Source organism: Rufibacter roseolus (assembly GCF_017916365.1).
GTDB classification, from domain to species: domain Bacteria; phylum Bacteroidota; class Bacteroidia; order Cytophagales; family Hymenobacteraceae; genus Nibribacter; species Nibribacter roseolus.
Map to the genome: position 1 here is coordinate 2,106,846 of NZ_JAFMSU010000001.1, position 15,927 is coordinate 2,122,772.

Consider the following 15,927-nt stretch of genomic DNA (forward strand, 5'->3'; position numbering starts at 1 on the left):
TCTTCATCATTAGAATTGGAACCTTAAGTTGAAGCCTATGTTGCGGGGAGTTGGATAAGCACCGCTCAGGTAGCCCTGGCCTAAGTTACCAGCTCCAAAGCCTGCTTCCGGATCAGAATATGGTACATCTTTGTCAATGATCCAGAGGTTACGGCCTACCACAGACACATCAATGCCCTTGAAGACTTTCAGGCGGGAGATGAGCCGCTGGGGTAGGGTGTAGGTCAGAGAGGCCTCGCGCAATTTCACAAAGCCGGCACCGTAAACGTGGAATTCGTTAGGAGTATAGTACCCCAGCACCCCTTCGGTGTTTTCTACCCTTATGTCATTGGGCGATCCATCTTCCTTCACACCAGGTAAAATGATACCCCCGCCCTCAGAGATGGGAAGCCGTGAAGGATTACCCAGATCATTCAGGCCTGCCGTTTCAGGGTAGAGCCCGGTTCCAAACCCATAGTAGGTATCCAGGTTGAACAGTTCGCCTCCCTTGCGGATGTCAATGAGGAAGTACAGGGAGAGCCCTTTGAAAGAGAAGGTATTGGAGATACCGCCCAGCCAGTCTGGGTTAGGGTTGGCGATTTCTTTGGTAGGGTCTGACAGCATATAGGCACCATTTTCATCTACCATGCGGCCGCCGTTTTCATGCAGCACAAAGCCTTGGCCCCGGAGAATACCAAATGGCCGCCCTACCGCGGCGTTGGAAGTGATACCGCTTTGGTAGTTAGCCAGAATCATATTTTCTCCTTCGGCCAGCGCCACCACCTCGTTCCGGTTGTGGGTCCAGTTAAGGTTCAGGTTCCAGGAGAAGACATCGTTCTTGATGGGTTGGAACCGGAGGGCTGCCTCCACGCCGCGGTTTTCCACTTCCCCGGCATTCACGTATTTGAAGGTATACCCCGTAGACGCAGACACAGACACAGGCAGTATCTGGTTAATGGTATTGGACTTGTACACCGTTACCTCAAAACCTAAGCGGTTGTCTAGGAAAGCCGTTTCCAGCCCTATTTCTGAACTTTTGGTTCTTTCTGGTTTCAGGTCCGGGTTATAGCGGGTATTGGGCACGGAGTACAGCGGAATGCCCCCGAAGGTGCCAATAGGTTCGTCTATTTCCTCGTCCTGCTTGTTGTAGTACTTGTTGGTGGCGGCAAAAGGCGCGTCATTGCCCACTTCTGCATAGTTGGCCCGCAGTTTAGCATAAGATAGCCAGTCTTGTTTGAGCACTTCAGAGAAGACAAAGCTCAACGCCACAGAGGGGTAGAAGTAGGAGTTATTGCCTCTTGGCAGGGTAGAGGACTGGTCTCTTCTGGCAGAAAGATCCAGGAACACCATCTCCCGGTAACCTAAAGTGGCGTTGGCGAAGATGCCATCCACGGCCCGTCTCAGTTCACTTTCCAGAGGTGGTTGGAGCAGGTTCAATGAGTTGGACAAGGCATATAGCCTGGGCACCACCAAGCCCCCACTGGTAGATGCCCGGATAGAGTTCAGTCTTGACCTTCTCAGGTTAAGACCTACCAGACCCCTGATGTTGAAAGCCTCCGTGAAGTTGCGGTCAAAGTTGGCGAACAGATCAAAGTTGAACTCCCTGAAGGTTCTGTTAAACCGGGTGTAGTTAGGGTCCTGGTCATTGGTAGTACTTCCTATGGCAAAACGCTCTTCCTGCAGTTCATCATAGGTGTCCAGAGAAAAGCGGGCGGTGAGATCCAGCCATTCGGTGAACTTGTAATTGGAAGCTATGTTCCCAAAGGTGCGGTACCGCTCATCGTTCTGGAAGTTTTCATAGCGGGTCCAGTACACGTTGTCATGGTACGCAGCGGTGAGGTTGGAAGGGCTTCGCCAGTTCCAGGTTATATTCTGCCGGTTCCGGAAATAGGCTTCTTCCTGCTCTTTAAGGTCAACGTTGGTCTGGAACCATTGCCGGAAACCCAGCATAGGGTTGATGGAGTTGTACCCAGACCCATAGCGTCCCAGGCCTTCCTGTTGGGTGAAGTTCACTCCGGCGCTGGCAGACAGTTTACTGGTCAGGTTCAGAGAGCCGGCAAAGTTGATCATGTTCTTGGAGATCTCGCTGTTAGGCAGAATCCCTTTGTCTTCGTTGCGGGTATAACCTAGTTTGAAGTTGGCTTTTTCATTGCCCCCGTCAATAATGATACTGTTGTTGTAGGACACCGCAGTCTCAAAGAAATATTCGGGTCCGTTTTCGGCGGCTACCCAGGGGCGGGGCTTTTGGTAGTTTGGCGAGGCGGGATCAAAGGCATCCCACTGGTACACCAGCAGGTTGGGGTCAAACGGGTAGCCGTAAGAGGCATCATCGCCCATGCGGACCACATTATCCAGGGTGCCGTCTCCGTTCACATCAAACCTGGACCATCTCATGACATAGCCTGCCCCGTATTCCTTTTGGTATTCCGGGAAGGTCTTTTTGTCAATGGTGCCAATGGTGAGGCCGTTGTTGAGGGTAACCCCCAAACCCCGCTTGCCTTTTTTAGTGGTGATGAGGATCACCCCGTTGGCAGCCCTGGATCCATATAGGGCGGTGGCCGCGGCGCCTTTCAGCACACTCATAGACTCAATGTCATCTGGGTTAATGTCAGAGGCAGGGTTACCGTAGTCAAAACCACCCCGTCCGGTGCTCTGGTCAAGCGTGTTGGAGACATCGTTGCTGATAGGAACCCCATCAACCACAAACAAGGCCTGGTTATTTCCGGTCAGGGATTTGGTGCCCCTGATCACCACGTTGGCAGAGCCGCCCATGGTATTGGTTTGGGTTACCGCCAGGCCTGCCACTTTCCCGGAGAGGGAGTTGACCATGTTGGGGTTGCGGGCCGCCGTAACCGTATTGCCTTCCAGCTGGGTTGCGGCATAGGGGAGGGAGTTGCGGCTTCTTTCTACACCTAAGGCGGTCACCACCACCTCGGTGAGCTGGGTGGCATCAGAAACCAAGGCTACGTTGATGGTGGTAGCACCGCTCACGGCCCGTTCCAAGGCCTTGTAGCCAATAAAGCTGAAGACAAGCGTAGCGTTCTGGTCTGGTACCGTGAGCGAGTAAGTGCCCGTAACGCCGGTGGAGGTTCCAACCTGGGTTCCTTTTACAACAACTGAAACTCCAGGAAGAGGGGTTCCGTCATCTGCGGAAGTCACCGTACCTGAAACAGTGACGGCTTGTGCCCACACCTGACTCATAAAGCAGGCAAGGACCAGCAGGGTAAGTAGTAAGCATTTTTTCATGGGGGTAAAGAGATTTTGTAAACATTGTGTGTTTTGGTTTGGATGGAAGAGGATTGAACAGGTCCCGGTTAGATAGTGCTAACCGGTGGGGAGGAGCCAATGAGAGGATATGGATTTTACATAAAATCCATATCGTTCTTTTTTAAGCCATATAAATCTATAGATTTTTTTAATGAGATAAAAGTTGCACGTGTGGATAAATAAAATAAAAAATATATAGTGATTGCTTTGTGTTTTCTAAGCTGGTGGTGGGCTATGTGCTTCAAAAACAAACAGTTGTTGTGGCAGCGTGAAGCGTTTTGGTTTGCGGGCTGTTTTTGGAAAATGTCTCTTAAACGAAGTTTATCAGGATGCAGAACGGGAAAACAGGCTCTGTGGGTCTTTAGACAATCAAATCTTAGGGCTTAAGAAATTTAACAATTTCTGTGCGTATTCCTTATAACTTTTTTCTGAAAATATGGTAATAGGAGTATAGCTCTAACTATATAAAGCTAAAAGTTTCCAGATCTGGGAAGCTTTAACGGGCAAACAATAACCAACATCAACACTCAGTACAGTAATAAGTAAAGGCCAGTAAGAAAGCAACTGCGCCAGATAGCCACCAAAAAGCCCGTAAGTTCATATTGGACCTCCGTATTGGTGCCCTCTCTCAAAGGGGGACGGATGGATAGCTGCGGAAAATAAGTTTCACTACCCCAACTCAAAAATCATGGAACGCCTGGTTTGAAACAGGCCTGCCAATGCCCGGTATGGGCATTGTGGCTTCCGTTATCCGGGACCAACCGGGGCAGGTGCCTCTATGGCTTCTGGCCTGCCCATGATGTTCAGGACCGGTACCCTTCTAAACCCGTCATCTGCTGACCCCGCGTCTATGGCTCGCTGAATCATCTCTGAAAGTAATTCAAAGCAAGGGTACTTGTGTGTGTCTGTAAGTTCTGTCTGTATTCATTGCGGACGCACGGAAGATGCCGGCACTTCTTACCCAAATCCAACCTATTGAGCAAAGCCTTTATTATGAAGAAAATTTTACTCATCCAGTTTGTCTTGATGTTCTGCCTGATTAGCCAGGTCTGGGCGCAGACACGAACCGTAACGGGCAAAGTCACCACTCCCTCTGGTGAGGCAATGGCAGGCGTTACGGTGCAACTAAAAGGAACCACCACCGCATCCCCCACAGACGCAAACGGCAATTACTCCATCACAGTCCCCGCGCAAGGGGGCACGCTGGTGTACACCTTTATTGGTTATGTAAACCGGGAGGTGGTCATAGGAACCCAGAACACCATTAACGTGACCTTGGCCGAAGACGCTGAGCAGTTGAGCGAGGTGGTGGTGACGGCGGTGGGGATTGAACGCCAGAGAAGGGAGGTAAACTACGCGGTGCAGGACGTGAAAGGCGACCAAATCGCCCAGAAATCTGAGCCCAACGTGGTGAACGCCCTGCAGGGGAAAGTAGCCGGGGTGGAGATCATTTCCTCCAGCGGTATGCCCGGGTCCGGAACCCAGGTTTTTATCCGGGGGCTTTCCTCAGCTACGGGTAATAACCAGCCGCTTTTCGTGGTAGACGGGGTGCCTATCAGCAACAACACGGCGTATTCTTCTAACCCTACCGTAGGCGGGGCTTCCTACTCAAACCGGGCGCTGGATATCCACCCCAATGACATTGAGTCCATGACTGTCTTGAAAGGGCCAGCCGCCGCGGCCTTGTACGGGGCCAGGGCCGGGAATGGGGCCGTGATCATCACTACCAAACGGGGCCGGGCCGGGGATGTGGAGATAACCTTTACCTCTTCCTTTAACCTCCAGGAAGTGTACGGGCTACCCAAATACCAGAACGAATACGGGCAGGGCATCAACGGTCGCTACAACCAGTCTTCCACAGACAGCTGGGGCCCTAGGTTCGGGACGCCGGGGCTGGACTCCGTGCCCAACGTGGCCGGGAACCCCATGACCAAGCTGGCCTACCGGGCTTACCCAGACAACGTGAAAGATTTCTTCCAGACCGGTAAAATCTGGGACAACGGCATCACGCTCTCCAGCGGGAACGAGAAAATGCGCTATATCTTCAGCGCCAACACTACAAACCAGGAAGGGATTATTCCGGAAAGCGGCCTGGACCGGTACACCCTGCGGGCGGCCGGTAATGCCACGCTGGGGCACGGCTTCTCCATAGACGCCTCGGTGCTCTATGCCAAGACAAACCAGGAGGGATCCTTGCAGGGTAACTCCGGGTCCAGCCCATGGTTCACGTTGCCCTTCATCCCCCGGAGCTTTGACATCCAGAACGTACCCTATAAACTGCGGGCCGGGGTGCAGGCGCCTTCCTTGTTCACGCAGCTGAACCGTGACAACCCTATGTGGAGCGTGAAAGAGTCTTTCTATGACAGTGAGGTGAACCGCTCCATTGTGAGTGCCACGTTCAACTACAACCCCACTTTCTTCAAAGACTTCACCGCCACTTACCGCGTAGGTATTGACCAGTACTCAGATGACCGGCTGCAGGCCTACGGCTACGGCTCCTACAACTCAAACGGGAACACCGCCCTGAACCGCCGTGGATCCCAGCTCTATGAAGACAACCGGTTTCTGTCTGTGAACCATGATCTGTTTGGGGTGTACCAGAAGGACCTTTCCCCGGATTTCAACGTGAGGGCCCTGGTGGGAACCCAGGTCAATATGATAGACACCAAGCGCAATTCTATACGCGCAGAGGACCTGTTGGTGCCGGATTTCTACAACCTGGCCAACCATTTGCCTTCCACCACTTTTGCCACCAACTATCAGACGGAGCGGCGTTTAGTGGGCGTTTATGGGCAATTGGGCCTGAACTTCAAGAACTGGTTGTTTGCCGAGTTCACCGCCCGTAATGACTGGTCCTCTACGCTGCCCACTGCCAACAACAGCTATTTCTATCCGTCGGTTAGCTTAGGATTCGTCTTCACAGATGCCCTGCAGCTTGGCAATGATGTGTTGAGCTACGGTAAACTCCGGGCCAGTTTCGCCCAGGTGGGGAACGACACCGATCCTTACCTGACCAACACCTTCTACATTACCCAAAGCTTCGGGAACAACGTGGCGGGCCTCAGTTTCCCCTTCAACGGTACCACGGTGGCCTTTACCCGCAACGACCGGCGGGGCAACATGAACCTGAAGCCTGAGTCAAAGAAATCTTACGAAATAGGAGCGGAGTTCACCTTCTACAACGGCAGGGGAAGCCTGGATGTCAATTACTTCAACAACCGCACCACAGACCAGATCCTGAGCTTGACCGTGCCCAGCTCCACCGGGTTCACTGATTTTACCACCAACGCCGGTAGAATAGACAACAAGGGGTGGGAGATTTCTGCCAATGCCACGCCGCTGGCCATGGAAACCGGACTCCGGTGGGACATAGGCGCTAACTTCACGCAACTGGAGACCGAGGTGGTAGAACTTGCCCCCGGGCTGGACCAATTCAACCTTTCCACCGGGTACATTGACCCCAGCTCAGGAAGCAGCGGAGCAGGGTTCTCGGGCCTGAGTCCGTTGCTGCAGCCAGGTCAGCCTTTCGGGGTATTGCAGGGCACCAAGTTCAGGAGAACCGATGACGGCCAACTCATCATTGACCCCACCAACGGGCTGCCCATTATTGACACCAACCCCCAGATCATAGGAGACCCTAACGCCGATTGGTGGGGCAGTCTGACCAACACGTTCTCATTCAAAGGATTCAGTCTGAGTGCCCTGGTGCAATACGTACACGGCGGCGACTTCTATTCAAGGCAAACCCAGATTGCCCGTTTCAGGGGTGTTTTGGAGGAAACCGCCGAAAACCGGGATCAGCCGTTCATGTTCCAGGGCGTGCTGGCCAACGAGCTAGGGCAGCCCACTACCACGCCCAACAACATCCAGATCACGGCGCAGCAATATTGGACTACCTTCAACAATGCCTCTGAGTTTGCCGTCTTTGATGCTTCTGTGTTGAGGCTGCGGGAGGTGAGCGTGGGCTACACTTTCCCCGCCACACTGCTGGCCAAGACCCCGTTCAAAGCTGCCAGTGTCACTTTAACGGGTCGCAACCTGCTGTTCTACGCCCCCAACCTGCAGCACGCCGATCCGGAATCGAACCAACTGGGCGCCAATACCCGGGGGTTTGAGTTCAACTCTCCGCCATCGGTGCGCAATTACGGGGTTAACCTTCGCTTCACTTTCTAAACCTGGGAGGACAATGTTATGAGACAGTATCTAAAAATATGCAAGACCCTCTGGTTGGCCCTGGCCCTTGTGGTGGTCAGTTCCTGCGATGATTTCCTGGATGTGAACACCAGCCCCAACAACCTGCCGGCCTCAGATGTGCAGTACATCCTGCCCGGAGCAGAGCTGGGGATTGGGTTCGTGATGGGGAACACCATTCAGCTCGTGAATTCCCTTTGGGTGCAGCACATGGCCGGCACCGGTACCCAGTCAGACCCCTATGACCGCTACAACATAACCCCCGCCGATCTGGACAATGAGTGGGATGTAATGTACGCGACCTTGCTGGATGACCTGCAGCAGGTGAAAGTGCAGGGAAGGGAGGAAGGCAACTTCATCCATGCCGGCATGGCGGGCGTGCTGCAGGCCTACGTCTGGGCCGTCACCTCTGACATCTGGGGCGATGTGCCCTTCTCCCAGGCGCTCAACTTTGACCAGTCTGCTACACCCGCCTATGATCCGCAGCAGAATATCTACGCCGGCATCTTCACCATCCTGAATGACGCCATTGCAGATTTGGGCAAGACCAACGTAATAAGCGCCGGAGATGGCGATTTGATCTACGGCGGAAACGTGGCCAAATGGACCAGGGCCGCCAATTCCATCAAATTGAAACTGTACCTCCAGAGCCGGAAGAAAAACCCCGCTGAGGCCACCACCGGTATCAATGACCTGATTGCCTCAGGCCAGCTCATCACCTCCAACGCCGATAACCTCAACGTGCCGTTCTTCGCTTCCTCCGGGGCGCAGAATCCTTTGTATCAGTACAACCATCTCACCCGACCAAACGACATGGTGGCCAGTACCCGGTTCCTGGATTCTTTGCAGGCTCTGAACGATCCCCGTCTGCCCGCCATCCTCACCCAAGTTGGCGGAACGTATGTAGGCTATGATAACGGCTTGCACACCCTGCAGAACTTCACCAACCCTAACCGGTCCCGCTGGGGGCTGTACATTGTGGGCAAAGGGCAGAACGCGGCAAATGGAACCATTAACGTGGCCGTGCCCGGTGACCAGGCTCCTTTCCGGCTGATTACGGCTTACATGGTGCATTTCTGGCTTGCGGAGGCGGCGCTTACCTTAGGCACCACCGGTGATCCGGCGGCCCTGTACCGGCAAGCCCTGCAGGCGAATTTTGATGATATCTCCTCTTTCCTGGGGGCCACGTATACCCCGGCCAATTTTGCGGCAGACGCCCAGACTTACATTGCTGCCCGGGAGGCCGCTTTCAATGCCCAACCCACCACCGAAGGAAAGCTGAACGTGCTCATCCGGGACAAGTGGGTGTCTTCTGCGGGAAATGCTTACGAAGCCTATAATGATTACCGCCGGACCGGCTATCCCAGATTGGAATTGCCGCAGAATGCCTTGGCGGGCGTGAACCGCATTCCCTCCAGATGGCCTTATGTACAGGGTGAAATACAGTCTAACAGAGACAACGTTCCCATCCCCAATGATGAGCCTTATCCTGCTGCTTTATTGATACCTGTCTGGTGGATGGAGTAAATAAAAGACCTAACCCAATAGAAAGATATGAAAACCAGAAAGCTATACCTCAGCCTGCTAAGCATTGTGCTTGTGGCTTTTAGTGCGTGTGAAAACGATGAATATGATGGATTGCTGAACACAGATCCCCTGCCCTCGGCCGCCATCACTTTTCCACAGGCAGTAGAGGCTAACGGCGAAGCCCGGATAGAGGACAATGCCTACATCATCAAGCAGAACTCCATTGCGCAGGGACAGATCTCGGTGCAGATAAAGGTGCCGGAGGGCCGCACCATTCAGGAACTGACGCGGGTCACCGGCCAGCGCTTCCGGAACGGTACGCCGGTGGCACCCAACTACAGCCCTGCGCTTCCCACCGGGTCCACAGCCGCCGCTAACATGGCGCCTAATTCGGCCATCAGCCGAAATACGGCCGGCAACCTGCCCAATACCATTACGGGCGGGCCCGGCAACACCGTGACCTACACCATCTCCACCACAGATTTACCAGCCGTCCTGGCCGACGCTGAAATGCCCACTATTGCAGTAGGTGACGTGATTCGGTTGTTCTTCAGGGTGATGGTAGACAATTCGCCTCAGGAGCAGCGGGCCATTGAGGTGAGGGTGTACATCACCGGTTAACCTGGGAGAGGCGTATAATCCGGCCTTAAACAAAAGCCCTGCATAAAACTGCAGGGCTTTTGTTTAAGGCCGGATTTTTATAAATCGGGTCAGAATCATAATCACCTCTCTCTATGAATAAAAATTCCTGCTGCGCTTTGCTGCTGTTGTTGCTTGCGCCACTTCAGTCTATGCAAGCGCAGAGTGACACCACGCTTATCCGCTCGCACTTCCGCCAGATCCTGCAGACGCCCGGTTTTCGGCACCACGCCAACCCTGCGGCCCTAAACCAGGTAGCCGATTACGTGCATGCTACTTTCCGGAGACATACTGAGCGGGTAGAGCGGCAGGTGTACCAGGTAGACGGGCAGTCATACCAGAATGTCATCTGCTCCTTCGGGCCGCAGGAGGCGCCGCGGCTGATTATTGGCGCGCACTATGATGTCTGCGGGGAGCAGGCCGGGGCCGATGATAACGCCAGCGGTACCGTGGGTTTGCTGGAACTGGCCCGTTTGCTCCAGGGACAATCTTTGCCGTTCAGGATAGACCTGGTGGCGTACACCCTGGAAGAGCCGCCGCATTTCCGGTCCGAGGACATGGGCAGCCACGTGCATGCCAAATCCCTGGTAGACCAGAAGGTGCTGGTGCTGGGCATGCTGAGCCTGGAGATGCTGGGGTATTTCAAAGACGAGAAGAAGACGCAGGATTACCCAGTAGCCCCTTTGAAACTGTTCTACGGCAGCCGGGGGAACTACATCACGCTGGTGCGCAAGCCCGGGAACGGCAGTTTTCCCCGGCGGTTCACTCGGCTCTACAAGAAAAATGCGCTCGTGAGAACCAAGTCTATCGCGGCGCCGGCTTTCATCCCGGGCATTGACTTCTCTGATCACCTCAACTACTGGAAATACAACATGCCGGCCCTCATGCTCACCGATACCGCTTTCCTGCGCAACAAAAATTACCACGAAAAAACCGATACCCTGGAAACCCTGGACCTCCCCCGTATGGCCCTGGCCCTGGATGGGGTACTAAAGACGGTTCTGGCACTTGCCGCGGAAAAGTAAAGTCAGCCCAAATACATCATTCCCGGCAGGCCTGGGGACAAGCACCTACCACAGGTGAGTTCCCAGAAACGACCGCGTTATGGCTGAATGAAAATCATCACTGCGCATTACAAACAGGAAAGGCTTGCTGATAATTATCCGCAAGCCTTTCCTGTTTATTTTCCTGAAAACAGGCCCAAAACTGACTCAGAACTCAAGACTCAGAACTCAGGACTTATAGCCTCCGGCTATAAAAACTCCTCAATATCGCCGGCGCCGGCGCGGAGCACCTCAAATTCATCGTTCTCGCAGTTGACCACCGTAGAGGCCACGTTATTCCCGAAACCGCCATCAATGACCAGGTCTACCAGATTGCGGTATTTCTCATAGATAAGCTCCGGATCAGTGGTGTATTCTACTACCTCGTCCTCGTCATGGATGGAGGTGGACACAATGGGGTTGCCCAGTTCCTGCACCAGTTGAAGCGAGATGTTGTTGGCCGGAATCCGGATGCCTACGGTTTCTTTCCGCTTGCCGCCAATCTTGGGTACCTTGCTGCTGGCCTCCAGCACAAACGTGTACGGACCGGGCAGCGCTTTTTTCATGACTTTGTAGGTCTGGGTAGAGATGCGGGCGTAGTCTGAGATGTGGGTCAAATCATGGCAGATAAAAGAAAGATGGGCTTTGGCCGGGTTAATGCCTCTGATCTGGCAAAGCCGCTCCACGGCGCGCGCGTTGTGCAGGTCACAGCCTAAGCCGTAAATAGTATCTGTGGGATAGATCACCAAACCACCCTTTTTGAGGATATCCACTGCCTGCGCAATGCTTTTGGGTTGGGGGTTGTCTGGGTGAATCCGGAGGAAAGATGCTTGTGCCATGGTTTAATGAATGAGTGATTGAATGAAGGAGTGAATGAATGCAGAAAGTTTAAGGGCCTTTTGGTGCGCAGGTGAACCTATGGTTTCACCTGCAAAAAAATCTATGCCATGCCTTCCCATACGCTTGAATCAAAAATTGCGTTTTCAGGCCGGATTTCCAAAATTAGGCCCGGAGCGGAATTTGTGTGCCCCAACGCCTGAACCTCTTGGGCCAATGAGGCAACATTCACTCCTTCACGCAATCTCTCATTCACTCATTAATTTGTACCTTTGTCTCCTATGTCAGAACAAAATATACCTGTCACACGTGGTCCAAGAGGGCCGCGTAAGCCTCGCAAGACAAGCAAATGGACCTATGTCCTGGTGGTGCTCATGTTCCTGTTTGTGTGCTTCTCTTACTACGCCTACCAGATTGTCTATACTGCCAACGTAGAGAACAAGGGAGAGCCGGTGTATGTGCTTATTCCCAACGGCGCTACCTATGAGCAGGCCATGGATTCCATTGACTCCAAGAAGGTGATCATTGATCGGCTTTCTTTCCGGTTTATGGCTAAACTGATGGACTATGATAAGTTGGTGAAACCCGGCCGATATGAGCTCAAAAACGGCATGACCAACTATAGGCTCATCGCCAAACTGCGCTCCGGCGACCAGGACGCGGTGAAACTGACCTACACCAACGTGCGCCTGAAAAAGGATTTGGCCAACAAGCTGAGCACCTTCATCAACTCCACGCCCGCCGAGATAGACTCTCTGCTCAACAGTCCCTCGTTTACCAAGAAATTGGGCTTTGACACCACCACCATCCTCACCATGTTCATCCCCAACACCTACGAGATATACTGGACCACCTCGGCCCAGGACATGATGGAGCGCATGAAAAAAGAGTACGACAACTTCTGGACCGAGGAACGCAAAGCCAAAGCCAAAGACGTAGGCCTCACCCAGCAAGAGGTGTCCATCCTGGCTTCCATTGTGCAGGCCGAGCAGTCTGTGCACGCCGATGAGCGCCCGCGCATTGCCGGCGTATACCTCAACCGTTTAAAGAGAAACATGGCCCTGCAGGCCGATCCGACGGTAGTGTACGCCACCGGCGATTTCACCATCCGGCGCGTGCTCAACGTGCACCTAAGAACACCTTCGCCTTATAACACTTACCTGAACAAAGGCTTGCCGCCGGGACCCATCAATTTACCGGCTATCTCTTCTATCAACGCGGTCCTGAACCCCGAGCACCACGAGTACCTGTACTTCTGCGCGAAGGAAGATTTCTCCGGTTACCACGCCTTCGCTGTGACCGAGGCTGAGCACAGACGTAACGCTGCCCGTTTCCACGCGGCGATGAACCAGCGCAACATCATGCAGTAGCCTGTTTTCGGGCCTTTTTCTTGAAACCGGCCCGGAAACAGCCAACCGCTTACGCTTGTAAAAACCTCTTTGTATGGGAAAGGCTTTCTCCTTAGTTCTTCTTTTCTTTTGCGTCTTGATGACAGCCTGCGGGCAGTCTCAACAGAAAGCGCCGGTGCCAGTTCCGTATGATGCACTGCGGGCAGAATTAGAGAAAATACATGACACAGACCAGGCCGTAAGGCAAGGATTTGACCAGGTAAAGGAAGAGGACCGGAATGCTTTTTTTACGAAGATGCAGCAGGTAGACTCTGTGAATCAGATTGCGGTTATTAAGATGTTGGAGAAGTATGGCTGGTTGCCCCAAAGCAAGATAGGAGGGAAGGCCGCCGATGGTTTATTTCTGGTGGTACAGCATGCTCCGGCCCGGGTCATCAGAAAGTATTTGCCCTCTTTGAAAAAAATGGCCCAGAAAGGGGAAGCCAGTCCCACCGATGCCGCCATGATGGAAGACCGGCTGCTGATGTTTGAGGGCGAGAAGCAGATCTACGGCACGCAGGCTACCTCTATGGGCCGCGAAGACGGAAAGATGTATATCTGGCCTATAGAAGATAGCAAGCACGTGAACGAGCGCCGCAAGGCCGCCGGGTTCAGAGTCACCGTAGAAGAATACGCCAAACTCATGAACGCCGCCTATAACCCAGAAGAGCCACTGCCAGCGAAAAAGCAGGTGATTCACTAACCCAATACCTGGTCATGAAAAGACATTGCTTTTCATACCGGGCAAATCACTCCCTCATCCGTTTTAAAGGCAGTTTCTTAAAAGGAGACCCTAAACGGGAAGTACCTAAAGAAGAAAGACTGTGTTTGAATCTAACGTGCAGATACGCGTACGCTACGCCGAGACCGACCAAATGGGATACGTCTACTACGGGAACTACGGGGCCTACTATGAGGTAGCCCGTACCGAGACCTTCCGGCAGTTGGGGATCAATTACAAAGAGATGGAAGCCGAGGGCGTGATGATGCCCGTGCTGGAACTGCGGTGCAAGTACATCAGGCCGGCCCGTTATGATGACCTGCTCACCGTCAAGCTTCTGCTCAAAACCAAACCTCACGGCGCGCGCATCAAGTTTGAGTACGAGGTCTACAATGAGGCCCAGGAACTCCTGAACATAGGCGAGACTGTCATGGTGTTTGTGGACATGAAAAGCGGCCGACCTACGGCTATTCCTGCTTATATTCATGCCAAAATAGATCCGCATTTCACGGCATGAACATTTACCAGCGCCTGGCCCAGTACCGGTGGTACCGCAAACTCATTGTCCTCCTGAAGCGGATGCGTTTCGGGCAGGAGCAGGTGTCTGTGTACCATGTGCTCAAGGTGATGATAGACGAACTGAAGATGGACTCGCTCACCAAGCGGTCTTCTTACATGGCGTTCAACTTTACGCTGGCCATTTTCCCCACCATCATCTTCCTGTTCACGCTCATTCCCTACATCCCGGTTGGCCACCTGGACCGCGACATCCTCACCTTGCTAGGCGATGTGATGCCCGCCGAGATCTACACCGTGGCCGCCGATACCATTGTGGACATCGTAAACAAGCCCCGGGGCGGGTTGCTGTCCTTCGGTTTTCTCTTCGCGCTGGTGCTATCTACCAATGGGATCATGAGCCTCATGGATGCCTTTGACAAGAAGTACAAGACGTTCAGGAAGCGCACCTACCTGCGCAAGCGCCTCATTGCCACTTTGCTCACCATCGCTTTGGCCCTGATCTTGTTTCTGGCCATCGGGGCTATCTTCTTCGGGACGTATATTCTGGATGCGCTGGTGTTCTACGAGGTGGTGACCGAGGCCTTCACCTACGGTCTGATTGTCTCGGTTAAATACGTGGCCGTGGCCTTGCTCTTCTTCCTGGCTACTTCCATGATCTATTACTACGTGCCGGCGGTCCATGACAAGTGGCCTTTTGTGAGCGCGGGATCAGTGGTGGCTACAGTGCTCATTTTCCTGGTGTCCTGGCTTTTCTCGCTCTACATCGGCAAGTTTGATTCCTACAACAAGTTCTACGGCTCTATCGGCGCCCTCATAGGTCTGATGGTCTGGTTGGATTTTGTGTGCATGAGCCTGATTGTAGGCTTTGAGGTGAACATCAGCATTGACGCCCTCACCAAACGCCTAGTAAGAGGGAAGGTGTAGCCTGTTTAACGCCTGTTTTAGATAAAATACCCTCAAAACAGGATTGGACTACAGCAGGAGCAGAAAAAAACGTACTTTCTTAGAAATTTTTTTGTCTTCTAGGGCTTTGACTTTCAAGGGTTAAAATCGGTAGACGTTAGAAATTGCCCCGAAATTTAGAAAAATACGAGGCTGGCACTTGACAGGTACCTATTAAGCCATTACTTTTGTATCACATTTAGAGAGATGGCAGAGTGGTCGATTGCGGCGGTCTTGAAAACCGTTGACCTTTGCGGGTCCGGGGGTTCGAATCCCTCTCTCTCTGCGAGTAAATAGAAAAGCCCTGTAGGTGAAAACTTACAGGGCTTTTTGTTTTAGTCGGACATATATCGGACCCTTTTGGGTAGCAGATACCTTTGTTACCTGCTTCAATTAACTATGGAAAAGCTTTTAAGTAATTTAAGTGGAATAAAAGGGAAGGCACCTTCAAGTTAACAGATGCAGCCTTAGAGAATACATAAAGAGAGGGGCTACGCGGTCACATCGAAATTCAAGAACGCCTGTGTTGTAAAACATTACAGGTGTTTTTCTTTCAATTCGTACGCATATACGTACAACTTTTGCTTCCCTGCTGCATTTCATCCGTTAGAAAGCCATGTCTTAGCTTGCCTCCTTGATCCCCGAAACCAACCAGTTCCTGTCCTCTCAGGAGGAGTACATAGCTCAATGTATCGTAGCCAACCTCAGGTCAAAGGCCTTCGAAAGGGAGCAAAGGAAAAAGGAACCAAGAGTCAAGGACACCAAGGCAAGAAGACGAGCAGGAGGCGATGGAAGTCTTGGTAGTTGAGGGTTCAGACAAGCAATAACCAGGCCTGCCAGACCATTGCTTTATTTGCCTGACTCAATGGGCTGA

Annotated in this window: 10 protein-coding genes and 1 tRNA gene; 9 read left to right on the top strand and 2 right to left on the bottom strand. The window is 52.8% G+C overall.

Annotation, left to right across the window (positions count from 1 at the left end):
• Positions 1–9 precede the first annotated feature (9 nt).
• Complete coding sequence (locus J3P35_RS08340; protein ID WP_210463866.1) at positions 10–3,225, bottom strand: SusC/RagA family TonB-linked outer membrane protein; 3,216 nt, start codon at positions 3,223–3,225, stop codon at positions 10–12.
• 1,014 nt (positions 3,226–4,239) lie between these two features.
• On the opposite strand from J3P35_RS08340, the gene J3P35_RS08345 reads away from it, so the two are divergent.
• The 4 genes from J3P35_RS08345 to J3P35_RS08360 all read left to right on the top strand — a co-directional run bounded on the left by J3P35_RS08345 (position 4,240) and on the right by J3P35_RS08360 (position 10,628).
• Positions 4,240–7,419, top strand: coding sequence for a SusC/RagA family TonB-linked outer membrane protein (locus J3P35_RS08345; protein ID WP_210463867.1), 3,180 nt, complete (start codon positions 4,240–4,242; stop codon positions 7,417–7,419).
• A gap of 18 nt (positions 7,420–7,437) precedes the next feature.
• The gene (locus J3P35_RS08350; RefSeq protein WP_210463868.1) at positions 7,438–8,964 is read left to right on the top strand and encodes a SusD/RagB family nutrient-binding outer membrane lipoprotein; all 1,527 of its coding nucleotides are present in this window, start codon (positions 7,438–7,440) and stop codon (positions 8,962–8,964) included.
• 27 nt (positions 8,965–8,991) lie between these two features.
• Entirely contained in the window at positions 8,992–9,585 is a 594-nt protein-coding gene (locus tag J3P35_RS08355) for a hypothetical protein (RefSeq protein ID WP_210463869.1), read from the top strand.
• A gap of 113 nt (positions 9,586–9,698) precedes the next feature.
• A complete protein-coding gene (locus J3P35_RS08360; RefSeq protein WP_210463870.1) occupies positions 9,699–10,628 on the top strand; it encodes a M28 family peptidase in 930 nt (309 codons plus the stop codon).
• 227 nt (positions 10,629–10,855) lie between these two features.
• Here J3P35_RS08360 and J3P35_RS08365 read toward each other — a convergent pair whose 3' ends face one another.
• Positions 10,856–11,485: an L-threonylcarbamoyladenylate synthase gene (locus tag J3P35_RS08365; RefSeq protein ID WP_210463871.1), complete on the bottom strand. Its 630-nt coding sequence runs from the start codon at positions 11,483–11,485 to the stop codon at positions 10,856–10,858.
• Between the two features lie 279 nt (positions 11,486–11,764).
• Between J3P35_RS08365 and mltG the strand changes: the two genes are divergently transcribed.
• The 5 genes from mltG to J3P35_RS08390 all read left to right on the top strand — a co-directional run bounded on the left by mltG (position 11,765) and on the right by J3P35_RS08390 (position 15,339).
• Positions 11,765–12,853 carry an endolytic transglycosylase MltG gene (gene mltG / locus J3P35_RS08370; RefSeq protein ID WP_210463872.1) on the top strand — a complete coding sequence of 363 codons (1,089 nt, stop codon included), beginning with the start codon at positions 11,765–11,767 and terminating at the stop codon, positions 12,851–12,853.
• Positions 12,854–12,926: 73 nt separating this feature from the next.
• On the top strand, positions 12,927–13,574 hold the full coding sequence (locus J3P35_RS08375) for a DUF6624 domain-containing protein (protein WP_210463873.1): 648 nt from the start codon (positions 12,927–12,929) through the stop codon (positions 13,572–13,574).
• Between the two features lie 121 nt (positions 13,575–13,695).
• Positions 13,696–14,109, top strand: coding sequence for an acyl-CoA thioesterase (locus J3P35_RS08380; RefSeq protein WP_210463874.1), 414 nt, complete (start codon positions 13,696–13,698; stop codon positions 14,107–14,109).
• Positions 14,106–15,035: a YihY/virulence factor BrkB family protein gene (locus J3P35_RS08385; RefSeq protein ID WP_210463875.1), complete on the top strand. Its 930-nt coding sequence runs from the start codon at positions 14,106–14,108 to the stop codon at positions 15,033–15,035. The genes J3P35_RS08380 and J3P35_RS08385 overlap by 4 nt, the downstream gene beginning before the upstream one ends.
• 219 nt (positions 15,036–15,254) lie before the next feature.
• Positions 15,255–15,339: transfer RNA gene (locus tag J3P35_RS08390), tRNA-Ser, on the top strand.
• Positions 15,340–15,927: the final 588 nt, after the last annotated feature.